At 66.5% G+C, this 13,512-nt stretch carries 18 protein-coding genes; 13 read left to right on the forward strand and 5 right to left on the reverse strand.

Translation table 11 applies throughout. The annotated features are described in order from the left end of the window. The first annotated feature begins 9 nt into the window (after nucleotides 1-9). Nucleotides 10-1,182 (forward strand): AAA family ATPase, encoded by a 1,173-nt coding sequence (locus GNX71_RS06270; protein ID WP_206177521.1) that lies wholly within the window; start codon nucleotides 10-12, stop codon nucleotides 1,180-1,182. A 15-nt stretch (nucleotides 1,183-1,197) separates the two neighbouring features. Here GNX71_RS06270 and GNX71_RS06275 read toward each other — a convergent pair whose 3' ends face one another. Together GNX71_RS06275 and GNX71_RS06280 are read right to left on the reverse strand one after the other, a co-directional pair. After that, nucleotides 1,198-2,103, reverse strand: coding sequence for an amino acid ABC transporter substrate-binding protein (locus GNX71_RS06275; RefSeq protein WP_206177522.1), 906 nt, complete (start codon nucleotides 2,101-2,103; stop codon nucleotides 1,198-1,200). 8 nt (nucleotides 2,104-2,111) lie between these two features. Next, entirely contained in the window at nucleotides 2,112-3,419 is a 1,308-nt protein-coding gene (locus GNX71_RS06280; RefSeq protein ID WP_206177523.1) for a dicarboxylate/amino acid:cation symporter, read from the reverse strand. Nucleotides 3,420-3,547: 128 nt separating this feature from the next. Between GNX71_RS06280 and GNX71_RS06285 the strand changes: the two genes are divergently transcribed. From GNX71_RS06285 to tatC, 9 genes are all read left to right on the forward strand, one after another. Continuing rightward, nucleotides 3,548-4,384, forward strand: a complete 837-nt coding sequence (locus tag GNX71_RS06285) for a D-hexose-6-phosphate mutarotase (protein WP_206177524.1) — start codon at nucleotides 3,548-3,550, stop codon at nucleotides 4,382-4,384. A gap of 20 nt (nucleotides 4,385-4,404) precedes the next feature. Continuing rightward, a complete protein-coding gene (gene hisF / locus GNX71_RS06290; RefSeq protein ID WP_093439779.1) occupies nucleotides 4,405-5,190 on the forward strand; it encodes an imidazole glycerol phosphate synthase subunit HisF in 786 nt (261 codons plus the stop codon). A gap of 35 nt (nucleotides 5,191-5,225) precedes the next feature. Beyond that, complete coding sequence (hisI, locus tag GNX71_RS06295) at nucleotides 5,226-5,624, forward strand: phosphoribosyl-AMP cyclohydrolase (protein WP_206179365.1); 399 nt, start codon at nucleotides 5,226-5,228, stop codon at nucleotides 5,622-5,624. Next, entirely contained in the window at nucleotides 5,621-6,004 is a 384-nt protein-coding gene (locus GNX71_RS06300; protein WP_013539726.1) for a phosphoribosyl-ATP diphosphatase, read from the forward strand. Before hisI ends, GNX71_RS06300 begins: the two co-directional genes overlap by 4 nt. Before the next feature lie 11 nt (nucleotides 6,005-6,015). Then, complete coding sequence (locus GNX71_RS06305) at nucleotides 6,016-6,405, forward strand: hypothetical protein (RefSeq protein WP_206177525.1); 390 nt, start codon at nucleotides 6,016-6,018, stop codon at nucleotides 6,403-6,405. Then, nucleotides 6,395-6,754 (forward strand): histidine triad nucleotide-binding protein, encoded by a 360-nt coding sequence (locus GNX71_RS06310; RefSeq protein WP_206177526.1) that lies wholly within the window; start codon nucleotides 6,395-6,397, stop codon nucleotides 6,752-6,754. Before GNX71_RS06305 ends, GNX71_RS06310 begins: the two co-directional genes overlap by 11 nt. A gap of 65 nt (nucleotides 6,755-6,819) precedes the next feature. Further along, nucleotides 6,820-7,071 carry a Sec-independent protein translocase subunit TatA gene (gene tatA / locus GNX71_RS06315; protein ID WP_042579106.1) on the forward strand — a complete coding sequence of 84 codons (252 nt, stop codon included), beginning with the start codon at nucleotides 6,820-6,822 and terminating at the stop codon, nucleotides 7,069-7,071. A 13-nt stretch (nucleotides 7,072-7,084) separates the two neighbouring features. Beyond that, a complete protein-coding gene (gene tatB, locus GNX71_RS06320; RefSeq protein ID WP_206177527.1) occupies nucleotides 7,085-7,543 on the forward strand; it encodes a Sec-independent protein translocase protein TatB in 459 nt (152 codons plus the stop codon). Nucleotides 7,544-7,608: 65 nt separating this feature from the next. Further along, complete coding sequence (tatC, locus tag GNX71_RS06325) at nucleotides 7,609-8,421, forward strand: twin-arginine translocase subunit TatC (protein ID WP_206177528.1); 813 nt, start codon at nucleotides 7,609-7,611, stop codon at nucleotides 8,419-8,421. 6 nt (nucleotides 8,422-8,427) lie between these two features. On the opposite strand, the gene GNX71_RS06330 is transcribed toward tatC, so the two are convergent. Further along, nucleotides 8,428-9,588, reverse strand: coding sequence for a trypsin-like peptidase domain-containing protein (locus GNX71_RS06330; protein ID WP_206177529.1), 1,161 nt, complete (start codon nucleotides 9,586-9,588; stop codon nucleotides 8,428-8,430). Beyond that, the gene (locus tag GNX71_RS06335) at nucleotides 9,585-9,806 is read right to left on the reverse strand and encodes a hypothetical protein (RefSeq protein WP_206177530.1); all 222 of its coding nucleotides are present in this window, start codon (nucleotides 9,804-9,806) and stop codon (nucleotides 9,585-9,587) included. The genes GNX71_RS06330 and GNX71_RS06335 overlap by 4 nt, the downstream gene beginning before the upstream one ends. A 77-nt stretch (nucleotides 9,807-9,883) precedes the next feature. Here GNX71_RS06335 and GNX71_RS06340 point away from each other — a divergent pair, with 77 nt between their 5' ends. From GNX71_RS06340 to pdxA, 3 genes are read left to right on the forward strand one after another with little or no spacing between them, the layout of a single operon-like run. Then, the gene (locus tag GNX71_RS06340; RefSeq protein WP_206177531.1) at nucleotides 9,884-11,236 is read left to right on the forward strand and encodes an MFS transporter; all 1,353 of its coding nucleotides are present in this window, start codon (nucleotides 9,884-9,886) and stop codon (nucleotides 11,234-11,236) included. After that, on the forward strand, nucleotides 11,233-12,006 hold the full coding sequence (locus GNX71_RS06345) for a Nif3-like dinuclear metal center hexameric protein (RefSeq protein WP_206177532.1): 774 nt from the start codon (nucleotides 11,233-11,235) through the stop codon (nucleotides 12,004-12,006). Before GNX71_RS06340 ends, GNX71_RS06345 begins: the two co-directional genes overlap by 4 nt. Next, the gene (pdxA, locus tag GNX71_RS06350) at nucleotides 12,003-13,043 is read left to right on the forward strand and encodes a 4-hydroxythreonine-4-phosphate dehydrogenase PdxA (protein ID WP_206177533.1); all 1,041 of its coding nucleotides are present in this window, start codon (nucleotides 12,003-12,005) and stop codon (nucleotides 13,041-13,043) included. The genes GNX71_RS06345 and pdxA overlap by 4 nt, the downstream gene beginning before the upstream one ends. Here pdxA and mscL read toward each other — a convergent pair. Continuing rightward, on the reverse strand, nucleotides 13,040-13,471 hold the full coding sequence (gene mscL / locus GNX71_RS06355) for a large conductance mechanosensitive channel protein MscL (RefSeq protein WP_206177534.1): 432 nt from the start codon (nucleotides 13,469-13,471) through the stop codon (nucleotides 13,040-13,042). The genes pdxA and mscL overlap by 4 nt on opposite strands. Nucleotides 13,472-13,512: the final 41 nt, after the last annotated feature.

Raw genomic sequence — 13,512 nt, forward strand, 5'->3', positions numbered from 1 at the left:
CTGTAGCGCGTGCTCTCCGCGCTCGCCATTGCCAACTACCGGTCGCTGCGCCAGCTGACGGTGCCGCTCGGCCGCCTCACGGTGGTGACGGGCGCCAACGGCAGCGGCAAGTCGAGCGTGTACCGCGCGATGCGCCTGCTGGCCGACATCGCCAATGGCGGCGTGATCCGCTCGCTGGTGCGCGAGGGCGGGCTGTCTTCCACGTTGTGGGCCGGGCCCGAGCGCTTCTCGGCGGCGATGCTGCGCGGCGACGTGCCGGTGCAGGGCACCACGCGCAGTGAGCCGGTCGCGCTGAAGCTGGGGTTTGCCGGCGCCGAGTCGGAAGATTTCGGCTACGCCATCGACATCGGCCTGCCGCCGCCGATTCCATCGACTGTCTTCTCGCGCGATCCGCAGATCAAGCACGAAGCGATCTGGAGCGGCCCGCTGCTGCGGCCCTCGACGCAGCTGGTCGACCGCAAGGGCGGGGCGCTGCGCCTGCGCGAAGGCAAGGGCTGGCAGGCCGTCGGCCGGCCGATCCCGGCCTTCGCCAGCATGATGACCGAGCATGCCGACCCGCGCGATGCGCCCGAGATGCTCACGCTGCGGGAGCAGATGCGCTCCTGGCGCTTCTACGATCACTTCCGCTCCGACGCCGATGCACCGGCCCGGCAGCCGCAACTGGGCACCTACACGCCGGTGCTAGCCAACGACGGCGCCGACCTGGCCGCCGCGCTGCAGACCATCCGCGAGATCGGCGACGGCGAGGCGCTCGACCGCGCCGTGGACGACGCCTTTCCGGGTGCCCGTGTCGAAGTCGAAGCCGAGGGCGACCGCTTCCAGACGCTGATGCACCAGCACGGCCTCCTGCGGCCCCTGACGGCCGCCGAACTCTCGGACGGCACCCTGCGCTACCTGTTGTGGATTGCGGCGCTGCTGACGCCGCGACCGCCCGCGCTGCTGGTGCTCAACGAGCCCGAGACCAGCCTGCATCCCGATCTGCTGCCGGCGCTCGGCCGACTCATCGCGCAGGCGGCGCGGCAGTCGCAGGTGATCGTGGTGTCGCACGCCGCGCGCCTGATCGCCGCCCTGGACGACAGCGACGGCGTGCAGCACGTGGTACTCGAGAAGCAGTTCGGCGAAACCCGCATCGCCAACCTCGACATGAGCGAGATCCCCCGCTGGGAATGGCCCGCCCGATAGGGATGCGAAAAGGGCCTACTCGGCCTTCACCGACATCGTCTGGATGATCGTCTCCAGCTGCGCGCTCATCGGCAGGTTGATGCTCTCCCCCGAAGGGAGCTTGCGCAGGAACCAGCGCTTGTACTGCCGCTCGATCTCGCCGTCTTCGGCCAGCACCTGGAAGGTGTCGTTGACCACCTTGGCCAGTTGCGCGTCGCCCTTGCGGTACATGATCCCGTAGGGGTCGTAGGAGAGGAAGTCGCCCACCACCTCGTAGTCGGCCTTGGCGGCGTCCTGCGCGATGAGGCCGTAGAGCAGCACGTCGTCGGTGGCGAAGGCATCGGCCTGGCCGCTCTTCACGAGCCCGAACGATTCCGCATGGTCGCGCGCCACCTGCAGGTTGATGCCGAGCTTGAACTTCTCCGACAGGTCGCGCAGCGTCTTCTCGTTGGTGGTACCGGCGGTCACCGCCACCTTCTTGCCGGCGAGGTCGCGGAACGACTTGATCGGCGCGCCCTTCTTCACGAGCACCTTGGTGCCCGAGACAAACATCGTCGGCGAGAAGCTCACCCGTTTCTGGCGCTCCAGGTTGTTGGTGGTGGAGCCGCACTCCAGGTCGACCTTGCCGCTGGCGACCGCGTCGATGCGCGAATCGGACGTCACGGGCACCCACTTGATCGCGAGGCTCTTGTTCACCGTGTCCTCGATGGCCGTGACCAGCGCGCGGCACAGTTCGATCGAATAGCCGATCGGCTCCTTGCGCGCATTGAGGTACGAGAAGGGCACCGACGACTCGCGGTAGCCGATGGTGATGGCGCCCGATTCGCGCGCCTTGGCGAGCGTGCCGGTGAGCTGCTCCTGGGCCTGCGCCGGTGCGACGGCGAGCGCGGCAGCCGCCAGCAGTCCGGTGAGCAGAACCGACAGCGTGGCCTTGAGGTTCATGACGCGTCTCACGCGTGGGCCGGGTGGGCGAGGGTGGCGTTGGCTTCCTCGTCGAGCGCCTTGGCGTTGACCTCGGCATCGCTCTCGGAAAGCAGCTCGCCCTCCCACTTGGCGACCACCGCGGTGGCGATGGAATTGCCCACCGCATTGGTGGCCGAGCGGCCCATGTCGAGGAAGGTGTCCACGCCCAGGATCAGGAGCAGGCCGGCCTCGGGAATGTCGAAGTGGTTCAGCGTGGCGGCAATCACCACCAGCGAGGCGCGCGGCACGCCGGCCATGCCCTTGGAGGTGAGCATCAGGATCAGCAGCATGGTGATCTGCGTGCTGATCGGCATGTGGATGTTGTAGGCCTGTGCGATGAAGAGCACGGCGAAGGTGCAGTACATCATCGAGCCGTCCAGGTTGAACGAGTAGCCCATCGGCATCACGAAGCTGGAGATCTTGCGCTTCACGCCGAAACGGTCGAGTGCCTGCAGGATCTTGGGGTAGGCCGCTTCGGAACTTGCCGTGGCGAACGAGAGCAGGAAGGCTTCCTTGATGAGCACCAGCAGCTTGAACACGCGCGGCCCGAGGAACAGGAAGCCGGCAAGCACCAGCACGCTCCACAGCACGAAGAGACCCAGGTAGAAGTCGCCCATGAACACCGCGAACTTCAAAAGGATGCCCAGGCCGTTGACGGCCACCGTGGCGGCCATGGCGGCGAGCACCGCGAGGGGCGCGAGCTTCATCACGTAGCCGGTGATCTTGAGCATCGCGTGCGAGAGTTCCTCGATGGCGGCCACCAGCGTCTTGGCCTTGTCGCCGAGCGAGGCGAGCGCCACGCCGAAGAACATCGAGAACACCACGATCTGCAGGATCTCGTTGTTGGCCATGGCTTCGACGAACGACTTGGGCACCGTGTGGCTCACGAAGTCCTTCAGCGTGAACTTGGAGGTGGCCAGGTTGGCCGAGGCGCCGATGTCGGGCAGCGGCAGCCCGAGGTTCTCGCCGGGCTTGAGCAGGTTGGCCATGATCAGGCCGATGACCAGCGAAATGAGCGAGGCGGTGAGGAACCAGCCGATGGCCTTGCCGAACACGCGGCCCACCGACTTGGCATCGCCCATGTGCGCGATGCCCACCACCAGCGTGGAGAACACCAGCGGGCCGATCAGCATCTTGATCAGGCGCAGGAACACGTCAGAGACGATGGAGACGTAGTCCGCGATTTCCTTGGCAGCCTTCTTGTCCGGGAAGCTGGAGAAGATCATGTAGCCGACGATGATGCCGAGCACCATGGCAATCAGGATCCAGGCGGCCATCGGCAGCTTTTTCTTCATGAGATTCCCCTTTGGATGTGTGAGTGTTTTTTAGAGGGGCACAGGGTATCCAAGAAGGCCCCCGGCGCGCAATGGGCCCCCGATGCCAATTCCGTGCCATGACACAGGGGCTGCCTACAATTCCTCACATGGAAATCACCGTTATCGACTTTCGCGGCCAGCCCGCCGTCCATGCCGTCCACGCCGACGGCAGCACCCTGACCGTTGCCCTGCACGGGGCACAGGTGCTCTCCTGGACCACGGCCGACAGAGCGGAAAGGTTCTACATCAGCCCACGCGCGGTGTTCGACGGCAAGACCGCGATCCGGGCCGGCGTGCCCATCTGCTGGCCCCAATTCAACAAGCGCGGCATGTTGCCCAAGCATGGATTCATGCGAAATCTGCCTTGGGAGCGGGACCTCTCGGTGACCACGCCCGACACCCTGGCGTTTCGCTTGCACGACAACGACGCCAGCCGGGCCCTCTGGCCGCACGCTTTCGAGGCGCGCCTGGAGGCGACGCTGGCGGCGGGCCAACTGCGCATCGCGCTCACGCTGACCAACATCGACAGCGCGCCTTGGGCCTTTGCCGCCGCGTTGCACTCCTACCTGCACGTCGATGACATCGCCGACGTGCGTCTCGAAGGCCTGCAGGGCGCCAGCCGCTGGGATTCGCTGCGCAACGACCGCCATGTGGAAACCACGCCCGCATTGCGCTTCGATGCCGAATTCGACAGCGTCTATTCCGCCCCCGCCGAACCGCTGCGCCTCGTGCAGCCGAGCGGCACGCTCCAGATATCGCAAAGCGCGAGCTGCACCGAGACCGTGGTCTGGAACCCCGGCGCCGAGCTCTGCGCCACGTTGCCCGACATGCCGGCCGACGGCTATCGCCACATGCTCTGTGTCGAAGCCGCGCGCATCGACGAGCAGGTGCTGTTGGCACCCGGCGCGCAGTGGCAGTGCTGGCAGCAACTCGACGTTCTCTGATCTCTTCACGGCCTCATCCCATGCTTGCCAAACGCATCATTCCCTGCCTCGACGTCACCGGCGGCCGTGTCGTCAAGGGCGTCAACTTCCTCGAACTGCGCGATGCCGGTGATCCGGTCGAGATTGCCGCGCGCTACAACGCCCAGGGCGCCGACGAACTCACCTTCCTCGACATCACCGCCACCAGCGACGGGCGCGACCTGATCCTGCCGATCATCGAGGCGGTGGCTTCGCAGGTCTTCATTCCGCTCACGGTCGGCGGCGGCGTGCGCACCGTGGCCGACGTGCGCCGGCTCCTCAATGCGGGCGCGGACAAGACCAGCTTCAACTCGGCTGCCATCGCCGATCCGCAGGTGATCAACGACGCATCGCAGAAGTACGGCTCGCAGTGCATCGTGGTGGCCATCGATGCCAAGCGCCGCACGCCCGAAGAGGCCGCCACGCGCGGCCCGGGCTGGGATGTGTACAGCCACGGCGGCCGCAAGAACACCGGCCTGGACGCGGTGCAGTGGGCCACCGAGATGGCGCGCCGCGGCGCGGGCGAAATTCTGCTGACCAGCATGGACCGCGACGGCACCAAGAGCGGCTTCGACCTCGAACTCACCCGCGCGGTGAGCGATGCGGTCAGCGTGCCGGTGATCGCATCGGGCGGCGTCGGCAACCTGGACGACCTTGCCGACGGCATCCAGACCGGCGGCGCCGATGCGGTGCTGGCGGCCAGCATCTTCCACTACGGCGAACACACCGTGGGCGAGGCGAAAGCCCGCATGGCCGCGCGGGGCATCCCCGTGCGAATCGACCGTTGATCGGCCGCTGAGGGGTCTTTGCCCCATCCCCGACAATAGCCCTCATGAACTGGCTCGATGAAGTGAAGTGGGACGCGAACGGCCTGGTGCCCGTGATCGCGCAGGAACAAGGCAGCAACGACGTGCTGATGTTCGCCTGGATGAACCGCGAGGCGCTCGAGAAGACCGCCGAGCTGGGCCGCGCGGTGTATTTCAGCCGCTCGCGCAACAAGCTGTGGTTCAAGGGCGAGGAATCGGGCCACGTGCAGACGGTGCACGAGATCCGCATGGACTGCGACAACGACGTGGTGCTGCTCAAGGTCACCCAACTGGGCCACGAGCCCGGCATCGCCTGCCACACCGGCCGCCACAGCTGCTTCTTCAGCAAATACGAGAAGGGCCAGTGGACCGTGGTCGAGCCGGTCTTGAAAGACCCGGAGTCGATCTACAAATGACAGGCACCGTGAACAACACCTCCGACGCCCTTGCACGCCTGGCCGCGGTCATCGAGACCCGACTGCCCGCGAACGGCGGCGACCCCGAGAAGAGCTATGTCGCGCGCCTCCTGCACAAGGGCCCCGACGCCTTCCTCAAGAAGATCGGCGAGGAAGCCACCGAGGTCGTGATGGCCGCCAAGGACGCCGACCACGGCGGCGACCGCTCGAAAATAGTGAACGAAGTGGCCGACCTGTGGTTCCACACCATGGTGGCGCTCGCGCACTACGGTTTCTCGCCGGCCGAGGTCGTCGCGGAGCTGGAGCGCCGCGAAGGCACCAGCGGCATCGAGGAAAAGGCCCTGCGCAAGGTGCAGGCCCGCGAGGCATCCAACGATTGAAAGGACATCCCATGGCCAACGACATCGTGAACGTGGAACCCGACGACTCGCTCAAGACCTGGGGCTGGGTGAGCTACATCCTGCACCTGATCGTGGCCATCGGCGCGGTCGTGCCGGGGGCGCAGGCCTCCATTGCCATCCTGCTCGTGGCGTTGGTGATCGATTTCGTCAAGCGCGACGACGCGGCTGGCACCTGGCAGGCTTCGCACTTCAGCTGGCGCATCCGCTCGGTGCTCTGGGCGGGCCTGCTGTACATCCTGACCTCGTGGCTCTTCCTGCTGCTCTATTTCCCCGGCTGGATCGCCTGGGGGCTGATTTCGCTGTGGTTCCTGTACCGGATCGTGAAAGGCATGATCCGCATGAACGACAACCGCCCGATGGAACCCAAAGATGTCATCTGATCCGAACTGCATTTTCTGCAAGATCGTCGAAGGCAAGATCCCTTCGCGCAAGGTCTACGAAGACGAGGACCTGTTCGGTTTCCATGACATCGCGCCCTGGGCGCCGGTGCATTTCATGTTGGTGCCCAAGAAGCACATCGCCTCGATGGCGCAGCTCACGCCCGACGACGCCGCGCTCATGGGCAAGATCATGACCCTGGCGCCCAAGCTGGCGCTGGAGCAGGGCTGCAGGCCCTATCCGGACGGCGGCTACCGCGTCGTCGTCAACACCGGCACCGAGGGCGGGCAGGAGGTTCACCATCTCCATGTGCACGTCATGGGCGGTCCCCGGCCATGGCTTCGCGGCTGACTTTCATTAAGCCAAACTGTCACATTCCACCCGACTAAAATCGGACACATTCTTAGGAGTCTTCCATGGGTTCTTTTTCTATCTGGCACTGGCTGATCGTGCTGCTCGTCGTGGTCATGATCTTCGGCACCAAGAAGCTGCGGAACATGGGTTCGGACCTTGGTGGCGCCGTCAAGGGCTTCAAGGACGGCATGAAGGATGCCAACGGCAACCCCACCACCGACGCATCCGCCGCTTCGGCCCCCGCCGCGCAAGTGACCGGCCAGCCGGCCAACAGCGACAAGACGATCGACGTCGAAGCGCGTCAGAAGTCCTGAGCGCGGACCGCACGTGCTCGACCTCGGCATTGAGAAGCTGGCGCTGATCGGCGTCGTGGCGCTGATCGTCATCGGGCCGGAGAAGCTGCCGCGCGTGGCCCGCACGGTCGGCACCCTGCTCGGCAAGGCGCAGCGCTACGTGAACGACGTCAAGGCCGAAGTCAATCGCTCGATGGAGCTCGATGAACTCCGCAAGATGAAGACCACGGTGGAGGAGGCGGCCCGCGACGTCGAGCACAACATCCACACCGGTGCGAGCGAATTCGAAAAGCAGTTCTCCGGCTCCGGCGAAACGCTCTCGGCCCTGGCCGAACCCGAAGCCCCGGTGCCCGAATACAAGCACCCCCGCAAGAACTGGCGCCTGAAGCAGGGCGCCACGCCGAATTGGTACAAGGCGCGCAACGGCGTGCGCACCAAGGCGTTGTCGGGCGCGGCGCGGGTTGCCCGTTTCCGCCCGCACAAGATCAACTAGCGCTTCAACACCCCGCGTTTCTCGCTTGCCGCACGCCGGCCGAAGCCACGCTCTTTCCTTTCCCCATGGCCGATTCCGACGACAAGAACAAAGACAAAGAAGACGAGCTGGCGGGCACCGAGCAGCCGTTCGTGCAGCACCTGGTCGAGCTTCGCGACCGGCTGCTCTACTGCGTCTACGGCCTGGTGATCGCGGGCATCCTGCTGTCCATCTGGCCCGGCCCGGGCGGGCTGATCGACCTGATCGCGATGCCGATCCGGGCGCACATGCCGCCGGACGCCAAGCTCATCGCCATCGGCGTGTTCTCGCCGTTCTTCGTGCCGCTCAAGGTGCTGATGATGACGGCCGTGCTGCTGGCGCTGCCGTGGCTCATGTACCAGGCCTGGATGTTCGTGGCGCCCGGCCTCTACAGCCACGAGAAGCGCTTTGCGCTGCCGCTGATCTTCTTCGGCAGCCTGCTGGCCTATTCGGGCATCGCGTTCGTGCAGTTCTTCGTGCTGGACAAGATGTTCAGCTTCATCCAGAAGTTCACGCCCGCCGCGGTGGCGGCCACGCCCGACATCTCGTCGTACGTCGAGGCCATCCTCTCGCTCTATATCGCGTTCGGCGTTGCCTTCCAGGTGCCGATCGTGGTGATGCTGCTCGTGCGCTTCGAGATGGTGACCATCGAGAAGCTGAAGTCCTTCCGCGGCTACTTCATCGTGGTGGCCTTCGTGGTGGCCGCGGTGCTGACGCCGCCTGACGTGGTCTCGCAGCTCGCGCTGGCGGTGCCGATGTGCCTGCTGTACGAGGTGGGCATCATCGGCGCACGCTACTTTGCGCAGGGCAGCAAGAAGCCAGAGGAAGAAGAAAACGCCGATTCCTCGGCGTCTTCCTGATCCAGGTTATTCCTGCTGGTTCGGCACTTGCCGGACCGGGCTCTTGGGGCGCAGGCCCGGGGTCACATCCAGTTCCATCTTGTCGCTGCCGCGCTGCAGTGCAAAGCGCGCGGTGTCGCCGGGCTTCAAGCCCGCCACGGCGGTCAGCAGGGCCTGCACGTTGTCGGTCTTCTTCTCGCCCACCGAGGTGATCACGTCGCCCGGCCGGATGCCGGCCTTGGCGGCGGGGCCGTTCTGCAGCACGCCGGTGATGATCACGCCCGCATCCGCCTTCACGCCGAAGGTCTCGGCCAGTTCGGGCGAGAGGTCGTTCGGCTCGACGCCGATCCAGCCGCGGCGTACCTGGCCTTCCTTCACGATGCCTTCCAGCACGATCTTGGCCATCGACACCGGAATGGCGAAGCCGATGCCCATGCTGCCGCCCGAACGCGAGTAGATCGCGGTGTTGATGCCCTGCAGGTTGCCGTTGACGTCGATCAGCGCGCCGCCCGAGTTGCCGGGGTTGATGGCGGCATCGGTCTGGATGAAGTTCTCGAAATTGTTGATGCCCAGCTGGTTGCGGCCCAGCGCCGAGACGATGCCGCTGGTCACGGTCTGGCCCACGCCGAAGGGGTTGCCGATGGCCAGCACCTGGTCGCCCACCAGCAGTTCGTCGGAGTTGCCCAGAACGATCACCGGCAGCTTGTCGAGCTCGATCTTGAGCACGGCCAGGTCGGTGTCGGGGTCGGTGCCGATCACCTTGCCGCGCGCGTGGCGGCTGTCGTTCAGGGTGACCTCGATCTCGTCGGCGCCCTCGACCACGTGGTTGTTGGTGAGGATGTAGCCGTCGGTGCTCACGATCACGCCGCTGCCCAGGCCCACCTGGGGCTGGTCGGCCTGGTCGCCGAAGAAGAAGCGGAACCAGGGGTCGTTGCTGCGCGGATGGCGCTGCGCCGCCTTGCTGGTGTTAATGCTCACGACCGCCGGCGAGGCCTTCTTGGCCGGCACGCTGAGGCTGCCCGGCGACAAGACGGCGGGGTTACCGGCCGGCGCCTCGACGATGGAGACCACGCCGCCGAGCGAGGTCGAGCGCTTGTTGATCCATTCGGGCTTGAGCGTCGCGACGACGAAATAGGCCGCCAGCAGGACGGTCACGGCTTGGGCAAAGAGCAGCCAGGTGCGTTTCATGAAAACTTGATGAAAAAGACGTTCGAAGGACCCGCCGAACGGCGCGTTGTTTGCAATTGTCCCTCAATGGCTCCAGCGATAGACCGCGCGGCGGGGTCGAGATTGGTGCGCGCCGCCATCGTGAACGCGGGATAACCCTTAGGATCGCGGCGCAGCCGCACCCGGGCTGCTTTTTTCCGGCCTCCCGCACTGCCGACCCGGCGGACGCGGTCAGGCATCTCGTCAGCGCGCCATCTCCCGTTTTTCCCACCCGGTTCCCCGGCCGGCGCGCACGGTCACGATTTCCCTGCCAGCCATGACTTCAGAAGCAACCCTCCCGGACGGCGCCCAGCCGCAGCCGACCCGCACGCTCGACGCGCGCGACTACAAGACCCTCGCCCTCTCGGCCCTCGGCGGAACGCTGGAGTTCTACGACTTCGTCATTTACGTCTTCTTCGCCACGGTGCTGGGCGGGCTGTTCTTCCCCGCCGACATGCCCGACTGGCTGCGGCAGCTGCAGACCTTCGGCATCTTCGCGGCCGGCTACCTCGCCCGCCCTGTGGGCGGCATCGTCATCGCGCATTTCGGCGACCTCCTGGGCCGCAAGCGCATGTTCACGCTGTCGATCTTCCTGATGGCCGCGCCCACGCTGGTGATCGGGCTTTTGCCCACCTACGCGAGCATCGGCGTGGCGGCGCCCCTCCTGCTGCTGGCGATGCGCGTGCTGCAGGGCGCGGCCATCGGCGGCGAAATGCCCGGCGCCTGGGTGTTCGTCGGCGAGCACGTGCCGGCCAAGCGCTACGGTTTCGGCATCGGCACGCTGACCTCGGGCATCACCGGAGGCATCCTGCTGGGCTCGCTGGTCGCGGTGGCCATCAACCGCCATTACTCGCCCGAGCAGGTGAGCGATTTCGCCTGGCGCATTCCCTTCATCCTGGGCGGCGTGTTCGGGCTGGTATCGGTGTACCTGCGCCGCTTCCTGCACGAGACGCCGGTCTTCAAGGAACTGGCCGGGCTGAAGTCTGTCGCCCGCGAGTTGCCGCTGCGCACCGTGCTGCGCGAGCATCGGCTGGCTTGCGTGTACGTCGCGCTGCAGACCTGGGTGCTGTCGGCCGCGATCGTGGTGGTGGTGCTCTATACGCCCACCTACCTGCAGAAGGTGCACCACATTCCGGCCGCGCTGGCGCTCGAAGCCAATGCGCTCGCTACGCTGACCCTGACCATCGGCTGCGTGATCGTCGGCTGGGCCAGCGACCGCATCGGCACGCGCGCGGTCATGCTGATTGGCTGGGGCGGCCTGTTCGCCACGGCCTACCTGTTCTACACGGGGCTGCCCGGCACGCCGGCGACGCTGTTCTGGCACTACGGGCTGGTAGGCTTCTTCGTGGGCACCATCGCCACGGTGCCGATCGCGGGCGTGCGCGCCTTCCCGGCGCCGGTGCGCTTCACCGGCCTTTCGTTCGCCTACAACATGTCGTACGCGGTCTTCGGCGGGCTCACGCCGGTGATCCTCACGCTCTGGCTGCAGCACGACACGATGGCACCGGCGCACTACGTCGCGGCACTCGCAGCACTGGGTTTCCTGCTGGCCCTGTTGCCACTGGCCGCGCGCGGCCATGCCATGCGCGATGGCGTCGGGGGCCCGGGCAGCGCGACAATGTCGCGATGAGCACCACACGCCACGAACTGCTCCACGCATTCGACCTGTTGCTGGCCCCCGGGCGCTTCAAGGACTACGGACCCAACGGCCTGCAGGTCGAAGGGCGCACCGTGGTCCGCAAGATCGTCTCGGGCGTGACCGCCAGCCGCGCGCTGATCGAGGCCGCGATCCACGCCGAGGCCGATGCCATCTTCGTCCACCATGGCCTGTTCTGGCGCGGCCAGGACGGCTGTGTCACCGGCTGGATGAAGCAGCGGCTGGGCCTCCTGCTCGGCGACGACGTCAATCTCTTCGCGTACCACCTGCCGCTCGATGCGCATCCGGAACTGGGCAACAACGCCCAGCTCGGGTTGCAGCTGGGGCTCGTGGCGCATGCGGGTTCGGGCGGGCGGTTCGGGGAGCAGGAGCTCGGCTTCCTCGGTGCGCGAGAGAACGGCGAGCACTTCGCCAGCGCCAAGGCCCTCGCCTCTCATGTCGAGAAGGTGCTCAAGCGCCCCGTGACCCTGCTCGATACCGCGCACCGTCCCATCAAGAATATCGCCTGGTGCACCGGTGGCGCCCAGGGCTACTTCGAGGCCGCCATCGCGGCCGGCGCGGATGCCTTCATCACCGGCGAGATCTCGGAGCCCCAGGCCCACTACGCGCGCGAGATGGGCGTGGCTTTCCTGGCCTGCGGGCACCACGCGACCGAGCGCTATGGTGCTCAGGCCGTGGCCGCGCATGTGGCGGCGCAGCTCGGGCTGAAGCACGAGTTCATCGACATCGACAATCCTGCATGAGCGGAGCCATCGCCATCACTTTGGGCGATCCCGCGGGCATTGGCCCCGAGATCATCGCCAAGGCCTTCCGCGATGCGCCGGACGCGACCCGTGGCGCTTTCGTGGCCGGCGACGTGGCCACGCTGCGGCGTGCCTCGCAAGCGCTGGCCGGACCGGGCCAACCGGCATGGCCCGTGGCGGAGATCGAGACCGTGGCCGAAGCCGCCGGCGTTCCGCCCGGCTGCATCCCGGTGCTGCAGGTCATCGCACCGCCAGCGAACATCGTGATGGGCCAGATCAGCGCCGAGGCCGGCCGCGCGGCGGGCGATTGCGTGGTCTGGGCTGCGCGCGCGGCGCTGCGCGGCGAAATCGCCGCCATCGTGACCGCGCCGCTGCACAAGGAGGCGCTGGCCGCGGCTGGCTTCCCATACCCCGGCCACACCGAACTCCTGCAGACCGAGGCGGCCGCGCACCTGGGCCGCAGCGTCGCCGACGTGCCGGTGCGCATGATGCTGGCCAACGACGAACTGCGCACCGTGCTCGTGAGCATCCACATGTCGCTGCGCGATGCCATCGAGGCGGTGCATTTCGAGGGCGTGCTGCAGACGCTGCGTATCACGCACCGCGCGCTGTCCCATGCGCTGGGCCGCGCGCCGCGCATCGGCGTCGCGGGCCTCAATCCGCATGCGGGCGAGGGCGGCCTGTTCGGTTCGGAAGAGCGCGAAATCATCACGCCGGCCATTGCGGCCGCGCGCGCCGAAGGCATCGACGCCAACGGGCCGCATGCACCCGACACCGTGTTCATGCGCGCGCGCGCCAAGCATGGCGTGGTCGACAGCGGCGAGTTCGACGTGGTGATCGCGATGTACCACGACCAGGGCCTGATCCCGGTCAAGTACCTCGGGGTGGAGAAGGGCGTGAATGTGACGCTGGGGCTGCCGCTGGTGCGAACCAGCCCCGATCACGGCACCGCGTTCGATATCGCGGGCACCGGCCTGGCCGATGCGTCGAGCCTCGTCGAGGCGCTTCGCATGGCAAGGACGCTGGGCAGTCCTTAGGGACGCTTGAGGCTGTCGCGGATCTCGCGCAGCAGGGTGATGTCTTCCGGCGTTGCAGCGGGTGCAGCAGGCGCCGCCTCTTCGGTCTTCCGCAGCTTGTTGATCTGCTTGACCATGATGAAGATGATGAACGCCAGGATCACGAAGTTGACGGCCACGGTGATGAAGCTGCCGTAGGCCAGCACCGGCACGCCGGCTTTCTTCAGGTCGGCCAGCGTGTTCGCCACGCCGGCGGGTGCGGTGCCCAGCACCACGTAGAGGTTCGAGAAATCGAGCTTGCCGAACACCAGGCCCACCAGCGGCATGATGATGTCGGCGACCAACGAGTCGACGATCTTGCCGAACGCCGCGCCGATGATCACGCCGACCGCGAGGTCGATGACGTTGCCCTTGACGGCAAATTCCTTGAATTCACTGAGGATGCTCATGATTCAAAAGGCTGCTGGAGCTCTGCTGTTGAAGGAGTGCC

It is taken from the genome of Variovorax sp. RKNM96 (genome assembly GCF_017161115.1).
GTDB lineage: Bacteria > Pseudomonadota > Gammaproteobacteria > Burkholderiales > Burkholderiaceae_C > Variovorax.

Coding starts and splice junctions, on each gene's coding strand:
- GNX71_RS06275 (WP_206177522.1), bottom strand. CDS start 2,103: ATGAACCTCAAGGCCACGCTGTCGGTTCTGCTCACCGGACTGCTGGCG.
- GNX71_RS06280 (WP_206177523.1), bottom strand. CDS start 3,419: ATGAAGAAAAAGCTGCCGATGGCCGCCTGGATCCTGATTGCCATGGTG.
- GNX71_RS06285 (WP_206177524.1), top strand. CDS start 3,548: ATGGAAATCACCGTTATCGACTTTCGCGGCCAGCCCGCCGTCCATGCC.
- hisF (WP_093439779.1), top strand. CDS start 4,405: ATGCTTGCCAAACGCATCATTCCCTGCCTCGACGTCACCGGCGGCCGT.
- GNX71_RS06300 (WP_013539726.1), top strand. CDS start 5,621: ATGACAGGCACCGTGAACAACACCTCCGACGCCCTTGCACGCCTGGCC.
- GNX71_RS06305 (WP_206177525.1), top strand. CDS start 6,016: ATGGCCAACGACATCGTGAACGTGGAACCCGACGACTCGCTCAAGACC.
- GNX71_RS06310 (WP_206177526.1), top strand. CDS start 6,395: ATGTCATCTGATCCGAACTGCATTTTCTGCAAGATCGTCGAAGGCAAG.
- tatA (WP_042579106.1), top strand. CDS start 6,820: ATGGGTTCTTTTTCTATCTGGCACTGGCTGATCGTGCTGCTCGTCGTG.
- tatC (WP_206177528.1), top strand. CDS start 7,609: ATGGCCGATTCCGACGACAAGAACAAAGACAAAGAAGACGAGCTGGCG.
- GNX71_RS06330 (WP_206177529.1), bottom strand. CDS start 9,588: ATGAAACGCACCTGGCTGCTCTTTGCCCAAGCCGTGACCGTCCTGCTG.
- GNX71_RS06335 (WP_206177530.1), bottom strand. CDS start 9,806: ATGCCTGACCGCGTCCGCCGGGTCGGCAGTGCGGGAGGCCGGAAAAAA.
- GNX71_RS06340 (WP_206177531.1), top strand. CDS start 9,884: ATGACTTCAGAAGCAACCCTCCCGGACGGCGCCCAGCCGCAGCCGACC.
- GNX71_RS06345 (WP_206177532.1), top strand. CDS start 11,233: ATGAGCACCACACGCCACGAACTGCTCCACGCATTCGACCTGTTGCTG.
- pdxA (WP_206177533.1), top strand. CDS start 12,003: ATGAGCGGAGCCATCGCCATCACTTTGGGCGATCCCGCGGGCATTGGC.
- mscL (WP_206177534.1), bottom strand. CDS start 13,471: ATGAGCATCCTCAGTGAATTCAAGGAATTTGCCGTCAAGGGCAACGTC.